Raw genomic sequence first — 18,756 nt, forward strand, 5'->3', positions numbered from 1 at the left:
TTATCGGGCCTCCAGGTAGCGGTGGACCAGCGCGACGGCCATCGCACCCTCGCCGACGGCCGAGGCCACCCGTTTCACCGAGCTGGCCCGGACGTCACCGGCCGCGAAGATGCCGGGGACACTGCTCTCCAGATAGAACGGATCCCGGTCCCGATCCCATCCCCGGGGCCGTTCCCCGTTGACGAGCAGGTCGGTACCCGTACGGATGAAGCCCTTGTCGTCTCGCAGCAGGGTGTCGCCGACCCAGTCGGTCCGTGGTTCGGCGCCGATGAAGACGAACAGGTAGCCGCATTCGACGGTGGTCTTGTTCCCGGCCTTGTTGTCGCAGATGGTGATCGCCTGGAGGTGGCCGTCGCCCTGCGCCCCGATCACCTCGCACCGGGTCCGCACCTCGATGTTGGGCACCTGGGCGAGCTGCTGGATCAGGTAGTACGACATGGACGCCTCGAGCGAGTCGCCGCGGACCAGCAACGTGACCGTCCGGGCGTACCGGGAGAAGAACAGCGCCGCCTGCCCGGCCGAGTTCGCGCCGCCGACGATGTAGACGTCGGTGCCGGCGCAGGCCGGTCCCTCGGTCGACGCGGAGCCGTAGAAGACGCCGGAGCCGGTGAAGTCGGCGACCCCCTCCGCCAGCAGCGGGCGGTAGGAGACGCCGGTGGCCAGCACGATCGCATGCGCGGAGACCTCGCCGCCGTCGGCGAACGTGAGGGTGCGCGCCGACCCGTCGGCCCGCAGCCCGACCACCTCCCGGGTGCTGATCGTCTCGGCCGCGAACTTGTCGGCCTGCCGCCGTGCCCGGTCGGTGAGCTGCGCGCCGGAGATGCCGTCCGGGAAGCCGAGGTAGTTCTCGATCCGGGAGCTCTGCCCGGCCTGCCCACCGACCGCCTGCCGCTCGATCAGCAGCGTCTTGAGCCCTTCCGACCCGCCGTAGACGGCGGCGCCCAGCCCGGCCGGACCACCACCCACGATGATCAGGTCGTAGAAGTCGCGTCCCGGGTTGGTGGCGAGCCCGGCCGCCTCGGCGACCTGCTGCACGGTGGGCCGGGACAGCGCTTTGCCGTCGGCGGTGACCACCAGCGGCACCGCCTCGGGGCCGGCCTCGGCGGCCTCCAGCAGGCGGCGGCCCTCCGGCTCGTCGGCGCCGAAGTACCGGTACGGCACCAGGTTGCGGGCCAGGAAGTCACGGATCCGGAAGGACGGCTCGCTCCACCGGTGCCCGACCACCCGGATGTCCGGCAGCTCCTTGTCGCCGGTGGCCTGCCACGCGTCGAGCAGCGCGTCCAGCACCGGGTACAGCTTCTCCTCCGGCGGGTCCCACGGCTTGAGCAGGTAGTGGTCGACGTCGACCACGTTGATCGCCTGGATCGCGGCGTCGGTGTCGGCGTACGCGGTGAGCAGGGCCCGCCGCGCGTGCGGGAACAGGTCCATCGCCTGCTCCAGGAACTCGATGCCGTTCATGTGCGGCATCCGGTAGTCGGCGAGCATGACGGCGACCCGGCCGCCGCGCAGTTTCAGCTCGCGCAGCACCTCCAGGGCCTCGTCGCCGGAGGAGGCGCGCACCACCCGGTACCGGTCGGCGTAGCGGCGGCGTAGGTCACGCGCGATGGCGCGGGAGACGGACGGATCGTCGTCGACCGTGAGGATCGCGGCTTGGCCCATGTTCTGGTTCGTCCTCAGCTCTCGGGATGGCGTACGAGATGACGTTTGATGTACGGACAAGTCGCGACGACGGCGATACCCCGTGACCGGGCGTCGGCGAGGGCGGCGGCAGCGAGGCGCCCGGCCAACCCTCTCCCCGAGAACGCCTGGTCGACGTAGGTGTCCAGCAGGTCGATCTTCGCGTTGTCACGGGCGTAGGTGAGCGATCCGACGGCTTCCCCGCCGAGCAGCACCTCGTACCGCTGCTGCTCGAAGTTGTCGACGACCACGGCGTCGGCCGGGTCGTATGCCACCGCCTGAGCACTGCCCTCCACCCGCAACTTGCGCCGGGCCCGCTCATAGAAGGAAGTGCGGCCGAATCTGATCACCTGTGCCGCCGACGGGACCGGCCTGATCTCCAGCGCGTCACCAGGCGACGCGTGGCCCTCGATGATGCCGTCCACCTCGATCGCCAGGCGGCCGCTGGACGGCAGCACGTCCAGAGCCACCTCCTCGCTCGGGTCCAGCACCAGCGAGCGGTTGAACGACGAGTGGGCGGCGGCCGCGCTCACGATCAGAGCCTGCACGTTCGGCGAGACGATCGGGCCGCCGGCGGAGAAGCTGTACGCCGTCGAGCCGGTCGGCGTCGAGACGATCACCGCGTCGGCCGCGTAGTTGACGAAACCCCGGCCCTCGACCCGGATCCCGACCGCGGCCAGGCCGTGACCCGGAACCCGTACCAGAGCGATGTCGTTGAAAGCGGACACCTCGCGCCCGTCGGGCAGCACCGTCCGCACCGCCGTCCGCGACTCCACCGTGTAGCGATGATCGTCGATCGCGGACAGCGCCTCCCCGAGGCCGGCCAGGTCCACCTCGGCGAGGAACCCGAGCCGGCCCACGTTGACCCCGAGCACCGGGGTCTCCCGCCCCTCGGCCAGCCGCATCGTGCGCAGCATGGTCCCGTCGCCGCCGAGGCTGACCAGCAGCCCGGCCCGCTCGACCAGCTCCTCGGCGCCGACCGCCTCGGCCGTGCACCCGCCGATCCGGCTGACCTCCTCCGGAAGACCGAGAACGGTCACGCCGCGCTCGGACGCCCAACCGGTGATCGCCTCGATCGCGGCGCCGCAGTCCCGCCGCGGATGCAACACCAGCCCGACGACCTTGACCATGCCCATGCCCGCCAGCCTTCCATGCCGAAGCGGTGATCGGCGACCGGCAGGCACGTGGCGCCGCGCACGTCAGCCCGCGACGACCCGATTCGTGAACGCGGACAGGTTCGTCGACGCCCGCTCGATCCGCTCGTCCAGGCTGAGCGTCTCCTCCCGGCGGACCAGGCGCATCCTCGGATGCCGTTTCCCCCGCAGATAGAGCGAACAGGCCAGATCCGCGCACAGGTACTCACCGACGCTGTTGCCGTTACGCCCCGCCGCACCCGCCAGCGGAGCCACGAACAGCGCCACCCCCGACGACGCGTGATCGGTCAGGCAGACCCGGCACATGCTCGACCGCATCGCGCTCGCCCGCCGCGCCTCCGGCCGCCGCAGCACCACCCCGGTCAGCCCGTCCCCGGCCGGCACGACCAGCAGCGCCCGCAACGGCGCCCCCGGATCCGTCCACCCGAGAAAATCCAGGTCATCCCAGGGCACCGCGCCGTCGGAGAACCCCGGCGGCATCTTGATCCGGCTCGCCTCGCCCTTGCTGCAGTTGACGAAGGACCCGCGGATCTCCTTCTCATCGAGCGCTCGCATTCCGGCGAACCTACGCCCGCGGACCTCGCCGGTCATCCGCTTTTCCCCACACCCCTCCCAAGACCGCTTCTCCGGTACGCCGTGCGCCGCCCCGCCCCCCGTGACCCGTCCCGTGACCCCCGCGCGAGGTGAGCGCCACTGACGGACCGAAACGCGCCGCACGGGCGAAGCGGCCCCACCGCTCGCATGGCGACCCGCGCCACGGCTCGCCACGTTTCCGGGGCTGTCCACCGGGCGACGGCGGGCGCTGGCGGAAGCTGCGAACGTGGTGCCGTGACCGTCCCCATCAGCCCGGCCGGCGGTGAGTTCCCACGGGTCAGTGGCGGGTGGCCAGGGCGAGGAAGCGGGTGGGGGTGTCCTCGTAGCTGGTCAGGCGCCAGCCGGAGGAGGCCGCCAGCGGTCCCAGGCGCTCCTCGCTCAAGGGCTCGCCGGGGCGCAGGGTGCGGCCGTGGCGAGCGGCGAGCTGGGCGCGCCCGGTCGGCTGGAAGATCGCGAGGGTGCCGCCGGGGCGGGTGACACGGGCCAGTTCGGCGAGGCCGGCCTCCGGGTCGGGCAGGTGGTGGACCAGGCCCGCAGCGAAGATCACGTCGGCGGAGGCGTCGGCGACGGGGAGGCGTCGGGCGTCGGCCAGCAGCAGGGTGGCGCAGTCGTCGCGGCCGGCCCGGTGGGCGGCGGCGAGCATGCCGGGCGTGAAGTCCAGGCCGACGACCCGGCCGGTGGGGCCGGCGGCGGCGGCCAGGGCCGGCAGAGCGCGGCCGGTGCCGCAGCCCACGTCGAGGACGAGATGGCCGGGACGGACGCCGGCGAGCCGGACCGCCTCGGTGTAACGCGGCATGTCGTCACCGAACTTGGCGTCCCAGTCGGCGGCGCGGGCGGCGAAGAAGGCCCGGCTCTCCGAGAGGTACCAGCGGTCGACGTCGGCCAGGTCGGGATGCAGGCGACGGATCACCGGCCAGTCCGGGTCGCGATGGTCGATCACCACCTGGGCGCGGCGCTCGCCGTCCCCCTCGGCGAACCGGTGACGCGGGCCGCCGCGCAGGAAGACCAGGACACGGTCGGTGGCCGGTTCGAGGACGTTGAGCGCCGAGTCGAACATGCCGCCGCCGGGGCCGGTGAGGCCGAGGACCGCGTCGACCCGCCAGGCCCGGGCCGTGGCGGGGAAGGCGGCCGCGAGGTGGGAGGCGAACGTGGCCGCCGCTCCGGGGTCGCCGCCGTCGACGATCACGGTGAGCGGGGCACGCGGCGCCAGGACCTCGGCGAGTAGGGCGGTCACTTCGGTGATGCGTTCCGGCACGCCCTCAGCATGCCGGGGCAGCTGTGACGTACGCAACGCCAGTACGCCTGATATTCCTCCACTTTTGTCCCGATCATTCCCTGCCATTGTGCTGTCTCGAGCCTGCTCACCCACTCCACCTCGGCCCCGGGAGGCCCATTCCGACGCAACGGCGGACACCGGCCGGGACGGTTCTCCGGGCCGCCGCAGCAGCAGCGTGGCACAACAGGCGACAGAGGCGAGGCGGTTCTGCGCCGGCGTGGCCGCCAGGCGGAACAGGCGGGAAGGGCGGGACGGTTCTCCGCCGTCGTGGCCACGTGGGGAGGCGGGTGGGAACCGGGGTGCGGGACGGGTGGTCCAAGGCCGCATGAGGAGATTGATGACTCTGGTCACGGTGGGAGTCCTGGCGGTGGGCGGATGCGCCGGGACGGACAGGTCGGCCGGGAACGAGGTGGACGTGGCGCCGGGAGCCGGGGCGAGCCGGGGTGGTGGCACGGCAGAGGCGGACGGTGGCACGGCAGAGGCGGGCGGTGGCACGGCGGAGGCGGGCGGTGCGCCGGTGCGGGTGCGGGTGTTCGCGGACGAGTCGCTGCGTGCGGCGCTGACCGAGGTGGAGAAGGGGTACGAGGCGTTCAATCCGAACGTCGAGGTCGTCCTCACGTACGGCCGCGGGGGCGAGACGGCCCGGCGGATCGCGGACGGCGAGAAGGCGGACCTCCTGATCTCCGACGAACCGTCGGGGACGGCGGCCGTGAGCGGGAAGCCGGAGCGGATCGGGCGGCTCAGTGTGCTCGATCTGGATCCGGCCGGAGGCCCGGCCGACGAGTTCGCCACCTTCCTGCGCGAGGGAGAAGGGAAGCGAATCCTGATCGATTCCGGTCTGCTGCGCCCCTAGCCGGTGCGGCCGGCCCGTGCCGACCAGGATCGGCCGGTGGCCAGGTTGGTGGCGCCGCCGGCCCCGACGGCCGCGTGGACGGCTCTGGCCAGCGGTGCGCCCCACCGGGAACGCGGGCCGCCGTACGGCGCCGGTACGCCGGTGAGCGGGCAGAGGACGCAGACCGCGTCGGTGGCGGTGCCGGTGGCGGCCAGGCCGAGATCGCGCAGAGCCTGCACCTTCGCCTCGGTGGCGGTGGCGACCGCGTTGATCAGCGCGCCGGCACCGAGCCGCTGCGGCACCCAGATCACGATGTTGACCGTCCCCGGCCGGTGATCGAAGCCGGACTCGGCGGAGGCGGCCTGGATCGGGGCGCCGAGGCCGACCGTGGCGTAGACCTGGATGCCGTCGTCGTGTTCGGTGACCATGTCGGCCACGTCGACTCCGGTGAGCAGGCCGATTCCCGGCCCGGTCAGGCCCAGGCCGGCGGCGAGGGCGGCGAGGTGGGCGTCCGGGTCGGGGCGGGCGTAGGACATCGCGACCGACGCGTTGATCAGCCATTCGCGCGGCCCCGTGCCGCCGCCGTGCACCGCGCTGGAGGCGGCCAGCACGGGCGCGGGGAACCGCCAGAGCAGCAGCGGGACGTCGAGGCCGTCCTTCCGCCGATGAGTCAGTGACGGTTCCGCGAACATTGTCCGGATTCTAGTTCCATTCGTGGGCCAGGATCGCCCAGATCTCGGTGTCGTTGCGCTTGCCGTTCCACGGGTACGCCTCCCGCAGCAGCCCCTCCCGCTTCATCCCGAGGCGGCGGGCGACGTTGGAGCTGTCGACGTTGTCCGGGTTGCAGTGCCATTCGGCCCGGTGCAGGCCACGCGTCCGGAACGCCCAGTCGATCAGCACCCGCACGGCGCGGGTGACCAGCCCACGGCCGGTCGCGGCCGGCTCCAGCCAGACGCCGATCTCACAGTTGCCGACCTCGGCGTCGAACGCCACGAACATGGTTCCGCCGACGAGGGTGCCGTCCAGCCAGATGCCGTACAGCCGCTGGGCGTCCCGGGCGGTGCCGTCGGCGTAACGCTGCAGGGTGGCGGTCGCGCTGGCCAGGTCGTGGCTGCGGCTGGCCCACGGGATCCACGGGTCGACGGTCTCCCGGGCCCGGTCCATGTGTGCCAGGAACTCCTTGGCCTGCCACGGTTCGAGCGGGCGCAACTGGGCACTCTCGGTGAGGTCGATCGAGAACATCGGGGAAGCGTAACCGGCGCGCGAGCCCAGACGTGAGGCGCGAGGTGGTGGCGGCGGGGCGAGCGCAGGCCGGACGAATGCGGGGACCGGAGCCGAGCGGCGTCGCCTCGATCGGGTACCACAGAGTCACCACGTCCGCCCCTCTCAAAACGGGACAAGAGGGCCATGCTCCTACTTCTGTAAGGCATCCCACAGGGCCGATGACAGCATTGTGGATGATCGATAGCGTCCTCTGGGCAGACACGAGATGTGAGGGGACATCCACAGTGCGTCTTTCCCGAATGATCACCGGTGCCGTCCTGGCCGGCATCGCGGCCGTGACGGCCGTCGGCACGCCGGCTTCGGCGGCCCCGGCCACCGGCAGCCTCGCCGGCAAGGTCGTCGACACCACCGGAGCCGCCCTCGACGGCGCCCCGGTCCACATCTACACGGAGGGCGGCTTCTGGGATCCGGTGGCCTCGGTCACCACCGATGCCACCGGCCGGTTCCTGGCGCCGGGACTGGCGGCCGGCAGTTACGAGATTCAGATCGGCCTGGCCGGCGGCTGGAGCGTCTGGGCACCGGGCGACACCGAGGTTCGCGAGGAGTCCACCAAGTATCAGGTCGTCTCCCGCCGGACCACCCGCGTCGCCAGCACCGTCCCCGCACCCGGAAAGATCACCGGCAAGGTGACCACGCCGGCCGGTGAGCCGGCGGCCGGCGTCTACATCGGCATCCAGGCCATCGACACTGGGGCCGGCGTGGAAGCCTTCACCGCCGCTGACGGCTCCTACACCGCCCGCGTCGATCCGAGCCATTCGTACGTCGTCTACTTCAGCAACGGCGAGGTGAGCCAGTACTCGCCGGGTGCCCCCGACCTCTCCAGCGCCGCCCGCTACCAGGTGGCGCCCGGGCAGACCCTCCAGGTGGACGAGCAGTTGTTGCCGGCCCCGGTTCCGGTCGGCTGACCTGCTTCCACCGCCCCGGACGGCCCGTGCCGTCCGGGGCATCCCGGCCGCTGGATCACGGCAGCGTTCGCCGACCCGGCGCCTCTGACATGTAGGCACAGGACGGCGATCCCCACCACTCCCAGCCGGTGAGGGGGGTGCGAGCATCCGTGCACACGACGGCGGAGGACGAGCCTAGAGGCCAAAGGCCGTACCTGATGCCGGGTGGAGGCAGCACCATAGAGACATGAACGACGACGAGGTCAAGCGCGCACTGGTCCAGGCGGCGGACGCGGCCCGGTTCGCACCGTCGATCCACAACACCCAGCCGTGGCGCTGGGTCGTCCGCGGGGACCGGCTGGAACTGCACGGGGTGGCCGAGCGCCAGCTGCGCGAGCAGGACCCGGACGGCCGGATGCTGCTGCTGAGCTGCGGGACGGCGCTGCATCACGCCCGGGTGGCGCTGGACGCCGAGGGCTGGCGGCACGAGGTGGAGCGGCCGGCGGGTGAGCCGCTGGCGGTCGTCCGTGCGGCCGAGCGGGTTCCGGCCCGGCCGGAGGCGACCCGGCACTTCCAGATGCTGCAGGTCCGGCGGACCGACCGGCGGACGGTGACCGACGAGCGGGTTCCCGAGGACACGCTGCGCCATCTGGTGAAGGTGACCGAGGAGGCCGGGGCACGGCTGCACGTGCTCGGCCGGGACCAGGTGCTCGAGCTGGCGGTGGCGGTGGGTCAGGCGCAGCACGCCGAGGCCGGCGACGAGCGGATCACGGCGGAGACCGCGACCTGGGTCGGTGGCGACCGGGCCGAAGGCACCGGGATCCCGGCGTCCGCGCTGCCCGAGGAGGTGCCGCTGACCACCGTCGCCGAGCGGGACTTCCCGTCGCGGGGAACGCTCGCGGCCGGCGAGGGGCACGACGAGGCGGCGACGTACGCGGTGCTCTACGGCGAGGGTGACGAGGCCGCGGACTGGCTGCGCGGCGGCGAGGCGCTGAGCGCGCTGTGGCTGGCCGCGACCGAGCAGGCGGTGAACCTGCTGCCGCTGAGCGGCCCGGTGGAGATCCCGTTCACCCGGCAGGCGCTGCGCCGGATGCTCGGCGGCGTCGGCTTCCCGTTCCTGCCGGTGCGCCTGGGCACGCTCGACCCGGCCCAGTCGGCGCCGCCGAAGACGCCCCGCCTCCCGGCGGGGCAGGTCATCGACGTGCTCTAGCCAGGTCAGTGCGGGTCGCCTTCCGGGCCGAAGGCGGCCAGGAAACGGTCCCGGAAGGTGTCCATCCGCCAGACCGGGGCGGCCGGGTCCGGCTTGAGGCCGTCGGTCCAGCCCCAGGACGCGACCCGGTCGAGGATCTTCGGGTCCTTGGCGACGATCGTGATCGGCACGTCGCGGCTGGCGTTCGTGCCGACGATCACCGACGACGCCTGGTGGTCGCCGAGGAAGACCATCACGGTGTCGTCGTTGCCGTACCTCTCCAGGTGGCCGAGCAGGCTGTCGAGGGAGTAGGCGACGGACTTGGCGTACTCCTGCCGGACCCGGGCGTCGTCCTTCCACACCTCCTTGGTGGACGGGACGGACGCGGCCATCGGGCCGTAGACGCTGCCGTCGCCGAGGGTGTCCCAGTCGAGCATGGTCGGGGTCGGCGCCCACGGGGCGTGGCTGGAGACCAGGGTGATCTCGGAGAGCAGCGGGCCGCGGTTCGCCTTGCCGTACTCCCGCTTCTGGAACTCGGACATCACGTACTGGTCGGGCATCGGGGACCAGCCGAACTTGGGGCCCCGGTAGGCGAGGGCGTGTGAGTCGTAGATCTGGTCGTACCCGTAGAAGTCGCCTTCCGGCCAGGCGAAGACCACCCCGGGCTCGACCCCGACCGTACGATGCCCGGCTTTCTTGAAGGCCTTGGTGAGGGTGAGCCGATCGGTGGCGACCAGGCTGCGGTAACGCTGCTCGTTGTCGATCCAGAGCCCGGACATGAAGGTGGAGTGCGCCAGCCAGCTCCCGCTGGTGATGGTGGGTGAGGTCAGGTAGCCGCTGCGGGCCGCGTAACCCTGCGCCGCCAGCCGGGTCCGGTGGGTGGCGAGGCTGTCCAGGATCGCGCCGTTGAACTCCGGGTTCTCGATCGAGGTGCGCCCGTAGCTCTCGATGAACGAGATGGTCACGTCCTTGTCGCGCAGCGCGGTCAGCAACTGGGTGCCGGGCTGCTCCCGGTAGGCGTCGACCTGGACCTCGGCGGCGAACCGTTTCCGGTCGGCCAGGTCGTTGGGGATGGCGAGGGCGGTCTGCGCGGCCAGGTCGGCGGCGGCGTGCGAGGCGACCGGCAGCCCGGCGATCAGTTGTACGCCCAGCGCGGCGAGCGCCGTCCAGGCCGCGCCGGCCGCGCCGAGGCCACGCCAGGACCGGACCCGGTTCGCCCGCAGGACGGCGGAGAGCCGGACCACCGCACCGGTCATCCCGGCCACCAGCGCGACGGTGAGGAGCCCGGCGACGGCGGTCAGCCCGATGGTCGCGGGTCTCCCGATCGAGTCGGTCAGGAAGTTGAACCCGTCGTCGATCAGGATCCAGTCGAGAACCGGGTTGAACGGCCGGGCCAGCACGGCGAAGAACCCGATGTCGATCATCTTGATCACGGTGAGCAGGCCGAGCAGCACGCCCAGTCCGACGACGAGCGGTCGCCGGAACCGGCCGAGGCGCCCCCGTTCCGGTAGCAGGAGCAGGATCGCCCCGGCGATCAGCGCCTCGACCGGAACTCGCAGGAGCGCGGTGAAGACGGAGTTGCCGGGCGGCAGCCGGGTGATCTGGTCCGGGACGGTCAGGGCCAGAAAGACGATCAGCGCGGCGAATCCCGTGGTCACGTGCCTGAGGACCCGGCGGTACGACTTCGTTTGGCTCACATTCCCTTCATACGCCACTTCGCCGGATCCGGTTCGAGCGCCATAACCCGTTTGTATGAGTGAGCACTCGCTCATTACAGTGGCGGCCATGGAATCCCGACGCAGACGCGTCCCCGCGATGGCACCGGAGGAGCGCCGGGCCGCCCTCATCGACGCGACCATCCCGCTGCTGCACGAACACGGGCTGGAGGTCAGCACCCGGCAGATCGCCAGCGCCGCCGGGGTCGCCGAGGGCACGATCTTCGGCGTCTTCGAGAGCAAGAGCCAGCTCGTCACCTGCTCGATCGTCAAGGCGCTCGACCCGCAGCCGACCCTGGACGGGCTGGCCGCGATCGACCGCACGCTCCCCCTGCGGATCCGGGTCACCCTGGCCGCCGAGCTGGCGTACGCCCGGTTCGCCGAAAACGCCCACCTGCTCACCGCCGCGCGCCGGCTGATCCTGCTCGGTGAGAAGGATCCCGAGACCAGAGCCCGGATGGCGGCCGGCCGGGAGGCCCTGGAGTCGGCGGTGGCCGACGTGTTCGCCCCCGACGAGGCCCGGTTGCGGGTTCCGCCGTGGCGTGCGGCCCGGCTGCTCCTGGCCTTCTGCGGCGCCAACACCTTCGGGCCCTACGCGGACGACACGTTCGATGCCGCCGACCTGGCGACACTGCTGCTCGACGGCATTCTCAACGGCCTGCCGGAGATCGACGTCGTGGCCGTCGCGCTCGACGAACTGACAAACAACGAACGGGGGGATCAGTCACCATGCTGATCAAACTGCTTCGCGTCCATCTGCGGCCGTACCGGACAGAGATCTCCCTCGTGGTGCTCTTCCAGTTCCTGCAGACGATCGCGACGCTCTATCTGCCGGCGCTCAACGCCGACATCATCGACAAGGGCGTGGTCCCCGGCGACACCGGCTATGTGCTGCGGGTCGGCGCCGGGATGCTCGGCATCACCGTGCTCCAGATCGCCGCGCAGGGCGTGGCGGTGTACTTCGGCGCCCGCACGGCGATGGCCGTCGGCCGCGACCTGCGATCCTCGATCTTCGACCGGGTGCAGACGTTCTCCGCGCGCGAGGTGGGCCAGTTCGGCGCCCCGTCGCTGATCACCCGGACCACCAACGACGTCCAGCAGATCCAGATGCTGGTGCTGCTCACCTTCACGCTGATGGTGTCGGCACCGATCATGTGCGTCGGCGGCATCGTGCTGGCGCTGCGCGAGGACGTGCCGCTCTCCGGCCTGCTGCTGGCGATCATCCCGATCCTGGTCACCGTGATCGGCCTGATCATCATGCGGATGCGGCCGCTGTTCCGGACCATGCAGGTGCGGATCGACCGGGTCAACCAGGTGATGCGCGAGCAGATCACCGGCATCCGGGTGATCCGGGCGTTCGTCCGCGACGACCACGAGCGGGAGCGGTACGGCGTCGCCAACGACGAGCTGACCGACGTGTCGCTGCGGGTCGGCCGGATCATGGCGCTGATGTTCCCGACCGTGCTGCTGATCGTGAACATCTCCAGTGTCGCCGTGCTCTGGTTCGGCGGTCACCGGATCGACTCCGGCGGCATGCAGATCGGCGCGCTCACCGCGTTCGTCAGCTATCTGATGCAGATCCTCTTCTCGATCATGATGGCGACTTTCATGTTCATGATGGTCCCGCGCGCCGAGGTCTGTGCCGAGCGGATCGAGGAGATCCTGGGCACCTCGTCCAGCGTGACGCCGCCGAAGGCGCCGGTCACGACGCTGCCGCTGCGCGGCGAGCTGGAGCTGCAGGACGTCGGGTTCCACTATCCGGGGGCCGAGGCCGGCGTGCTTTCGGGGGTACGGCTGACCGCCCGCCCCGGGGAGGTCACCGCGATCATCGGCAGCACCGGCAGCGGCAAGACCACCCTGCTCAACCTGGTCCCCCGGCTGTTCGACGCCACCGAGGGCCGGGTGCTGGTCGACGGCGTGGACGTCCGGGAGATCGACCTGGACCTGCTGTCGAAGGTGATCGGCCTGGTTCCGCAGAAGCCGTACCTGTTCACCGGCACGATCGCCTCCAACCTGCGGTACGGCAACCCCGACGCCACCGACGAGCAGCTCTGGGAGGCCCTGGAGATCGCCCAGGCCCGCGAGTTCGTCGAGTCGATGGAGGACCGGCTGGACGCGCCGATCGCCCAGGGCGGCACTAACGTCTCCGGCGGCCAGCGGCAGCGGCTCGCGATCGCCCGCACCCTGGTGCACCGGCCCGAGATCTACCTGTTCGACGACTCGTTCTCGGCGCTCGACTACGCCACCGACGCGGCGCTGCGGGCGGCGCTGACCGAGCACATCGCGGACGCCACCGTGGTGATCGTGGCGCAGCGGGTCAGCACCATCCGGGACGCCGACCGGATCATCGTGCTCGACGACGGCCGGGTCGTCGGGACCGGCGCCCACGACGAGCTGATGGAGACCAGCTCCACGTACCGCGAGATCGTCCTGTCCCAGCTCACCGTGGAAGAGGCGGCTACCCGATGACTGCACCTGCTTCTCAGCGACGCGGGCCGGTTCCCGGTGGACCGCCCGCTGCCCGGATGATGATGGCGGGTGGGCCGCCGGAGAAACTCGAGGACTTCAAGGGGTCCACGAAACGGCTGCTCGGGCTGCTCAAGCCACAGCGGGTCTTCGTGGCCGGGGCGCTGGGGTTCGGCGCCGTCAGCGTCTTCCTGTCGGTGTACGGCCCCTACCTGCTCGGCAAGGCCACCGACGTGATCTTCGCCGGGGTGATCAGCCGGCTGCCGGACGCCGGCGCGGGCGACAAGTTCGCCGGTGTGGACGTGGTGCCCGGCCAGGGCATCGACTTCGACAGGCTGATGCGGATCCTCGGCTGGGTCGCGCTGATCTACGTGTTCGCCTGGATCTTCGGCGTCCTGCAGGGCCGGCTCACCACCCGGGCCGTCCAGGCCGCCGTCTTCGACCTGCGGCAGCAGGTGGAGGACAAACTGGGCCGGCTGCCCCTGTCGTACTTCGACAAGCAGGCCCGCGGTGAGGTGCTGAGCCGGGCCACCAACGACACCGACAACATCGCGCAGACCCTGCAGCAGACGTTCGCCCAGCTGGTCACGTCGCTGTTGATGATCGTGGGCGTACTCGGGATGATGTTCTGGATCTCGCCGTTGCTGGCGCTGATCGCGCTCGTCTCGGTGCCGGTGTCGATCTGGCTCACCACCGTGATCGGCAAGCGGTCGCAGGGCCAGTTCGTCGCCCAGTGGAAGACCACCGGGCAGCTCAACGGCCACATCGAGGAGATGTTCACCGGGCACACCCTGGTCAAGGTCTTCGGGCGGCAGAACGAGGCGGCCGCGGTCTTCCAGGAGCACAACGACAAACTGTTCGCCTCCAGCTTCCGCGCCCAGTTCATCTCCGGGCTGATCCAGCCGGCCATGATGTTCATCAGCAACCTGAACTACGTGCTGGTGGCGGTCGTCGGTGGCCTGCGGGTGGCGTCCGGGACGCTGTCGCTCGGTGAGGTGCAGGCGTTCATCCAGTACTCGCGCCAGTTCAGCCAGCCGCTCACCCAGGTCGCCAGCATGGCCAACCTGGTCCAGTCCGGGGTGGCCTCGGCCGAGCGGGTGTTCGCCCTGCTCGACGCCGACGAACAGTCCCCCGAACCGGTTCCCGCCGAGCTCGGCGACGTGCGCGGCCGGATCGCGTTCGAGAACGTGTCGTTCCGCTACCTGCCGGACAAGCCGCTGATCGAGAACCTCTCGCTGGCCGTCGAACCCGGTCAGACCGTGGCGATCGTCGGCCCCACCGGCGCCGGCAAGACCACGCTGGTCAACCTGCTGATGCGGTTCTACGAGGTGACCGGCGGGCGGATCACCCTGGACGGGGTCGACATCGCCACCATGCCGCGGGAACAACTCCGCGAACAGATCGGGATGGTCCTCCAGGACACCTGGCTGTTCGGTGGCAGCATCGCCGACAACATCGGGTACGGCGCGCCCACCGCGACCCCCTCATCGGAGTCGATCCGGGCGGCCGCCGAGGCGGCCCACGTCGACGGGTTCGTGCGGATGCTGCCCGAGGGATACGACACGAAGATCGACGAGGAGGGGTCGAACGTCAGCACCGGCCAGAAACAGCTGGTCACGATCGCGCGGGCGTTCCTCGCCGAACCCAGCATCCTGATCCTGGACGAGGCGACCAGCTCGGTCGACACGCGTACCGAGGTGCTGATCCAGCAGGCGATGGCGACCCTGCGGAGCGGGCGCACCAGTTTCGTGATCGCCCACCGGCTGTCCACGATCCGCGACGCCGACGTCATCCTGGTGATGGAGAACGGCACGATCGTCGAACAGGGCACCCACGACTCCCTGCTCGCGGCCGGTGGGGCGTACGCCCGCCTCTACTCCGCCCAGTTCGCCCAGGCCGTCGTCGAGGTCGACTGACCGGGTCTCCGACGCGGAACGGGGGCGGCCTTCCGGCCGCCCCCGTCTCGCGTTCTTACCCGCTTACTTGATCGTCACGGACTTGCCCGCGGTGGTGGCCGCGTTGATGCCGGACGTGCCGGAGACCGTGGCCCGGACGGTGACCTTGGTCTTCGACTTGATGCTGACGGTCTTGGTGAAGTTCGTCGCCGTCGTCGTGCCGGTGGTCAGGTTCACGTACTTGCCACCGGAGAGACGCTGGATGGTGACCTTCTGGCCGGCGGCCTTCGGGTTACCGGTGACCACGATCTTCAGCTTGCCCTTCGACGGCGAGCTGATCGACAACACCGGGTTCTGGGTCAGCTTGACCGTACGGACCGCGGAGTACAGCTCGTTGGCTCGCACCGCGAACGCGTGGCCGGTCGTGATCGACCGCGTCACCCGGAAGTTGCCGCTGGCGTCCGACTTCACCGAGGTGAGGGACTTCAGGCTGCCCAGGGTGCTCGCCGGCAGCGGCGCGCCCCACAGCTCGACCGTGGTGTTCGGCGAGGTCTTACCGGTGATCGTGGCAGTGCCCGCGCCCCGGCTCGGACCGCTCACCGCGATGGTCGGCGTGGCCGGCTTCGGGTCACCCGGGTCGGTCGGCGTGGTCGGCGTACCACCGGCGTTCGCCTTGATGGTGACGGTGGCGTCACCGTTGATCACCGAAGCGCCCAGCGGACCGGGAGCTCCGAGCCGCAGCGAGAAGTACTCGTCGCCTTCAGCGTGCCCGTCGTTGATCAGCGGAACCTTGATGGTCCACTTCTTGACGTTCGCGGGAACCTCGGTGTTGCCCTTCGTGTACTTGAAGTCCTCGCCCGCCTTGGCGGTGCCGTCCGACGTCCAGAACGGGATCGTGACCGGCTGCGAGCTGGAGTCGGCTTCACCGGTGAAGTCCAGGTTGACCGGAACCTCGGCGACGCCGGCCTTCTCGTCCACCACGATGTCCGCGATGGAGACCGCCGGCGGCAGGTCCAGCGGGTCGTCGGCGACCTTCACGGTCGTGGACGACGTGGCGAAACCGGTGAGGATCGACGAGATCTCGTTGGCGGTGATCGAGATGGACTCGTTCGGCTCGTCGATGGTGTCGTTCAGGATCTCGATGAGCTGCGCCGGGTAACCGTTACCGCCGGCACTCGCCGCGAACTTGCCACCACTCGCGGTGAGCAGACCCGACTCGCCCCGGCGTACCTCGATGTCGAGGGCTGCCAGGGTGTCCGGCACCTTGAAGTCCACGCCCGGGGTCGCCGGCTCTGACGCGCCGCCACCCACGGTGAGGCCGAGGTGGTAGGTGTACTCGGAGACGCCGACGACGGTGCCGGTCACCGGGAGCGTGCCACCCTCGGTGACGGTGCCCAACTGGTAGGTGAGCTTCGGCTGGGCGTCGTCGTTGCCGACCGTCACCCGTGAGACCTTCACGGTGGTGTCCGGCGAGTCCTCCACATTGTTGGCCGAAGCCGTGGCCGTGGTCATGGCGAACGTGACGTTGAAGGTCTGGTCCTTCTCGAAGACCTCGTCGCCGTTGATCGGGACGTCGAGGTACCCGACCGTCTCGCCCGCCTTGACCGTCACGACCTTGTTGATCGGCTGGGTGTAGTCGTTGTCACCCGCACCGACGCCCGTGTCGTCGACCGCGCTCGCATCCGCGAACGTGGCGTCGAAGGCGACGTCGGCGGCTGCCGGACCGGTGAGCCGGACCGGAATCCGGGCCAGGGTCGTGCCGGTGTTGCCCTCCTGGACCTTCGCGTCCTCGGTGGTCCAGAACGGCGCCGCGTCGTCGTCCGTGATGGTGAACTCCTGGTCGCCCAGAGAAGCCGCATCCACCACACCACTCGGGCTGGTCACCCGCAGAACGAACTTCTCGGTCGGCTCGGCCTGACGGTCCCCGATGACGGTGACCGGGATGGTCACCTCCTTCGTGGCGTCCTTCGGCACCGTGACGGTTCCGGCCTTGCCCTCGTAGTCGCTGCCGGCCTTGGCCGTGCCGTCGACGAAGGTGTAGTTCAGCACCGCGTCAGCCGGCGAGTTCGTGTCGAACTTGACGTAGATCTTCTTCTCGACCGGACCGGTGCTGCCCTCGGCCCAGGTGTGAGCCGTATTGTCGGCGGGGCCGGTGGCGGTGCCGTAGTAGACCGTCTTGCCCGATCCGGCGTCGGTGATGGTCCCGTTCGCGTAGTCCTTGCCGAGCGATGCGGTCGGGCTGCTCGGAAGGCTGATCGTGGCCCGGACGCCTTCGGGGCCTTCGAAGTCCGGCCCGTCGTCGTACGTCGTCGTCAGCACCATCAGGTTGCTCGACGGGGCGTACGACGGAATGGTCGTAGGCGCACCTGCCGTCCAGAGGATGTCCTCCTTCGTGTCGCTGGAGGACAGGACCTTCGCCGCGGTCGTCCCGGCGATCGCCTCGCCGGCGACGGCGACCTCGACACCGACACCCTTCTCCGAAGGATTGGTGAGCGTCAGCGGGAAGGAGAGGTAGGTGCCCTCGACCGCCGGCTCGGCGTTGGCGATGCTGACTTCCGGCAGCTTGTCGTCGTCCCGGATGCCGATCTTGACCTTGTCCTGGCCGCTGATCACGTTGCCGCCGAGGGCGGCGCTGGTCACACCACCGGCGAGGGTGATGCGGGCGGTGTCCTCGTTGACGCTGAAGTTCTGGACGTCCGTCTCGTCGGCGTTGTCGTCCCAGAGCGTCACCGTCGTCGTTCCGGTGGTGCTGTTCGCCGGGATGGTGATGACGGCGTCGGCAGGCAGGGCCGTGTAGTCCCGGTTCGCCTCGCCTTCCGGCGTCGCCATGTCGGTCTTGAAGTCGGTGCTGCCGGTGACAGCGGCCGTCTTGACCGGCACGATGACGTCACGGGTCTGCGGGAAGGTCTGCTTGGCGGTGATCGTCACCGTCTTCTGGACGCCGCCGGTCGCCGTCTCGTCGACAGTCGTCGCGCCGGACAACGTGATGAGGTTGTTCGAGTCGGTCGCGAGGATCGTGCCGGTGCCGCTCTTCGTCAATCCGCCGGCGTCGGTCGCCGTCAGCGCGAGGGCCTCGGTCGCATCGGCGTCCTTCCTGGTGGTGACCGTCAGCGTCGCCTTGTACGACCCGCCCGCCGCCACAGCCGGGAACGAGATCTCGCGGGCGCTGACGCTGATGTAGTCGTTCGAAGCGGTCAGGTCCGCGCCACCGGTCGCGTCCGCGTCCCCACTGGCCGCGGTCAGGCCGGTGCTGAAGCTGAAGATGCCCGACGTGGAGCCGGTGTAGGTCAGGGTGAAGCTCAGCCTGCCGCCACCCCAGTTGGTGGCGTTCGAGATCGTCAGATCGTCGATGTTGCCGGTCGGTGTGGCGTGCGCGGGGGAACCCACCATGACCGCCGGGACCAGGCCGATGACTGAGGCGGCGACGGTGGCCAGGGTCGTCCGGATTCGTGTCCGTCCCCAGAGCGTGAACGGCACCCGCTCTCGCGGCGCCGCTTGGATTGGTCGATGACGCATTCTCTTCCTGTCTCCTTCGGCGGCTGGGCTGCCTCCAGCGGGGAGGCCCCTGGCTTTGCGTCCCCGTCTCGCGACGGGTTTGCCTGTTCGGGTACCGCACCTAGGGCGGTTCGGGGTGCCGGTTCGACCGGCCCTCAGCAGCGCAGACACCGGGTGCGAAGTTCCGCTTCAGGTGGCGCTAACTGCAATCTAACCGGCGTATCGGACCGTTCGCGGCGGAACGCGTTTTTCGGTAGAAAGACCTTCACATAGCCGGGTATCGGCCCGGTCGGGT

General features: G+C 70.4%; 14 protein-coding genes and 1 riboswitch. Of the genes, 6 read left to right on the forward strand and 8 right to left on the reverse strand.

Annotated features, from left to right (window positions below; translation table 11 throughout):
• The 4 genes from Aut01nite_RS09740 to Aut01nite_RS09755 all read right to left on the reverse strand — a co-directional run bounded on the left by Aut01nite_RS09740 (position 1) and on the right by Aut01nite_RS09755 (position 4,680).
• Positions 1-1,659: an NAD(P)/FAD-dependent oxidoreductase gene (locus tag Aut01nite_RS09740; protein WP_043523036.1), complete on the reverse strand. Its 1,659-nt coding sequence runs from the start codon at positions 1,657-1,659 to the stop codon at positions 1-3.
• Positions 1,660-1,673: 14 nt separating this feature from the next.
• On the reverse strand, positions 1,674-2,813 hold the full coding sequence (locus Aut01nite_RS09745; protein WP_043523037.1) for an NAD(+)/NADH kinase: 1,140 nt from the start codon (positions 2,811-2,813) through the stop codon (positions 1,674-1,676).
• Positions 2,814-2,876: 63 nt separating this feature from the next.
• Positions 2,877-3,386 carry an FBP domain-containing protein gene (locus Aut01nite_RS09750; RefSeq protein WP_043523038.1) on the reverse strand — a complete coding sequence of 170 codons (510 nt, stop codon included), beginning with the start codon at positions 3,384-3,386 and terminating at the stop codon, positions 2,877-2,879.
• Positions 3,387-3,702: 316 nt separating this feature from the next.
• Complete coding sequence (locus Aut01nite_RS09755) at positions 3,703-4,680, reverse strand: class I SAM-dependent methyltransferase (protein ID WP_063958713.1); 978 nt, start codon at positions 4,678-4,680, stop codon at positions 3,703-3,705.
• A gap of 358 nt (positions 4,681-5,038) precedes the next feature.
• Here Aut01nite_RS09755 and Aut01nite_RS09760 point away from each other — a divergent pair, with 358 nt between their 5' ends.
• Positions 5,039-5,554, forward strand: a complete 516-nt coding sequence (locus Aut01nite_RS09760) for a substrate-binding domain-containing protein (protein WP_161790583.1) — start codon at positions 5,039-5,041, stop codon at positions 5,552-5,554.
• Here Aut01nite_RS09760 and Aut01nite_RS09765 read toward each other — a convergent pair.
• Both Aut01nite_RS09765 and Aut01nite_RS09770 read right to left on the reverse strand, forming a co-directional pair.
• Entirely contained in the window at positions 5,551-6,225 is a 675-nt protein-coding gene (locus Aut01nite_RS09765; RefSeq protein ID WP_043523040.1) for an adenosylcobinamide amidohydrolase, read from the reverse strand. The two genes, Aut01nite_RS09760 and Aut01nite_RS09765, sit on opposite strands and share 4 nt — an antisense overlap.
• Before the next feature lie 10 nt (positions 6,226-6,235).
• Positions 6,236-6,775, reverse strand: coding sequence for a GNAT family N-acetyltransferase (locus tag Aut01nite_RS09770; RefSeq protein WP_043523041.1), 540 nt, complete (start codon positions 6,773-6,775; stop codon positions 6,236-6,238).
• A 281-nt stretch (positions 6,776-7,056) separates the two neighbouring features.
• Between Aut01nite_RS09770 and Aut01nite_RS09775 the strand changes: the two genes are divergently transcribed.
• Both Aut01nite_RS09775 and Aut01nite_RS09780 read left to right on the forward strand, forming a co-directional pair.
• Positions 7,057-7,722 carry a carboxypeptidase-like regulatory domain-containing protein gene (locus tag Aut01nite_RS09775; RefSeq protein WP_043523042.1) on the forward strand — a complete coding sequence of 222 codons (666 nt, stop codon included), beginning with the start codon at positions 7,057-7,059 and terminating at the stop codon, positions 7,720-7,722.
• 226 nt (positions 7,723-7,948) lie between these two features.
• Entirely contained in the window at positions 7,949-8,911 is a 963-nt protein-coding gene (locus tag Aut01nite_RS09780) for an Acg family FMN-binding oxidoreductase (protein ID WP_043523044.1), read from the forward strand.
• A 5-nt stretch (positions 8,912-8,916) separates the two neighbouring features.
• Here Aut01nite_RS09780 and Aut01nite_RS09785 read toward each other — a convergent pair whose 3' ends face one another.
• Positions 8,917-10,587: a sulfatase-like hydrolase/transferase gene (locus tag Aut01nite_RS09785; protein ID WP_043523045.1), complete on the reverse strand. Its 1,671-nt coding sequence runs from the start codon at positions 10,585-10,587 to the stop codon at positions 8,917-8,919.
• 88 nt (positions 10,588-10,675) lie between these two features.
• Here Aut01nite_RS09785 and Aut01nite_RS09790 point away from each other — a divergent pair, with 88 nt between their 5' ends.
• Genes Aut01nite_RS09790 through Aut01nite_RS09800 form a run of 3 tightly spaced genes read left to right on the forward strand, consistent with a single transcriptional unit; the run spans position 10,676 to position 14,987 of the window.
• On the forward strand, positions 10,676-11,341 hold the full coding sequence (locus Aut01nite_RS09790) for a TetR/AcrR family transcriptional regulator (RefSeq protein ID WP_083998532.1): 666 nt from the start codon (positions 10,676-10,678) through the stop codon (positions 11,339-11,341).
• Positions 11,335-13,074 carry an ABC transporter ATP-binding protein gene (locus Aut01nite_RS09795; RefSeq protein WP_043523046.1) on the forward strand — a complete coding sequence of 580 codons (1,740 nt, stop codon included), beginning with the start codon at positions 11,335-11,337 and terminating at the stop codon, positions 13,072-13,074. The genes Aut01nite_RS09790 and Aut01nite_RS09795 overlap by 7 nt, the downstream gene beginning before the upstream one ends.
• Before the next feature lie 59 nt (positions 13,075-13,133).
• Entirely contained in the window at positions 13,134-14,987 is a 1,854-nt protein-coding gene (locus Aut01nite_RS09800) for an ABC transporter ATP-binding protein (protein WP_412768206.1), read from the forward strand.
• Positions 14,988-15,050: 63 nt separating this feature from the next.
• On the opposite strand, the gene Aut01nite_RS09805 is transcribed toward Aut01nite_RS09800, so the two are convergent.
• Entirely contained in the window at positions 15,051-18,482 is a 3,432-nt protein-coding gene (locus Aut01nite_RS09805) for a Calx-beta domain-containing protein (protein WP_204037488.1), read from the reverse strand.
• Positions 18,483-18,497: 15 nt separating this feature from the next.
• Positions 18,498-18,576: riboswitch (cyclic di-GMP riboswitch) on the reverse strand.
• Positions 18,577-18,756: the final 180 nt, after the last annotated feature.

The sequence above is a fragment of the Actinoplanes utahensis genome, assembly GCF_016862455.1.
Classification (GTDB): domain Bacteria; phylum Actinomycetota; class Actinomycetes; order Mycobacteriales; family Micromonosporaceae; genus Actinoplanes; species Actinoplanes utahensis.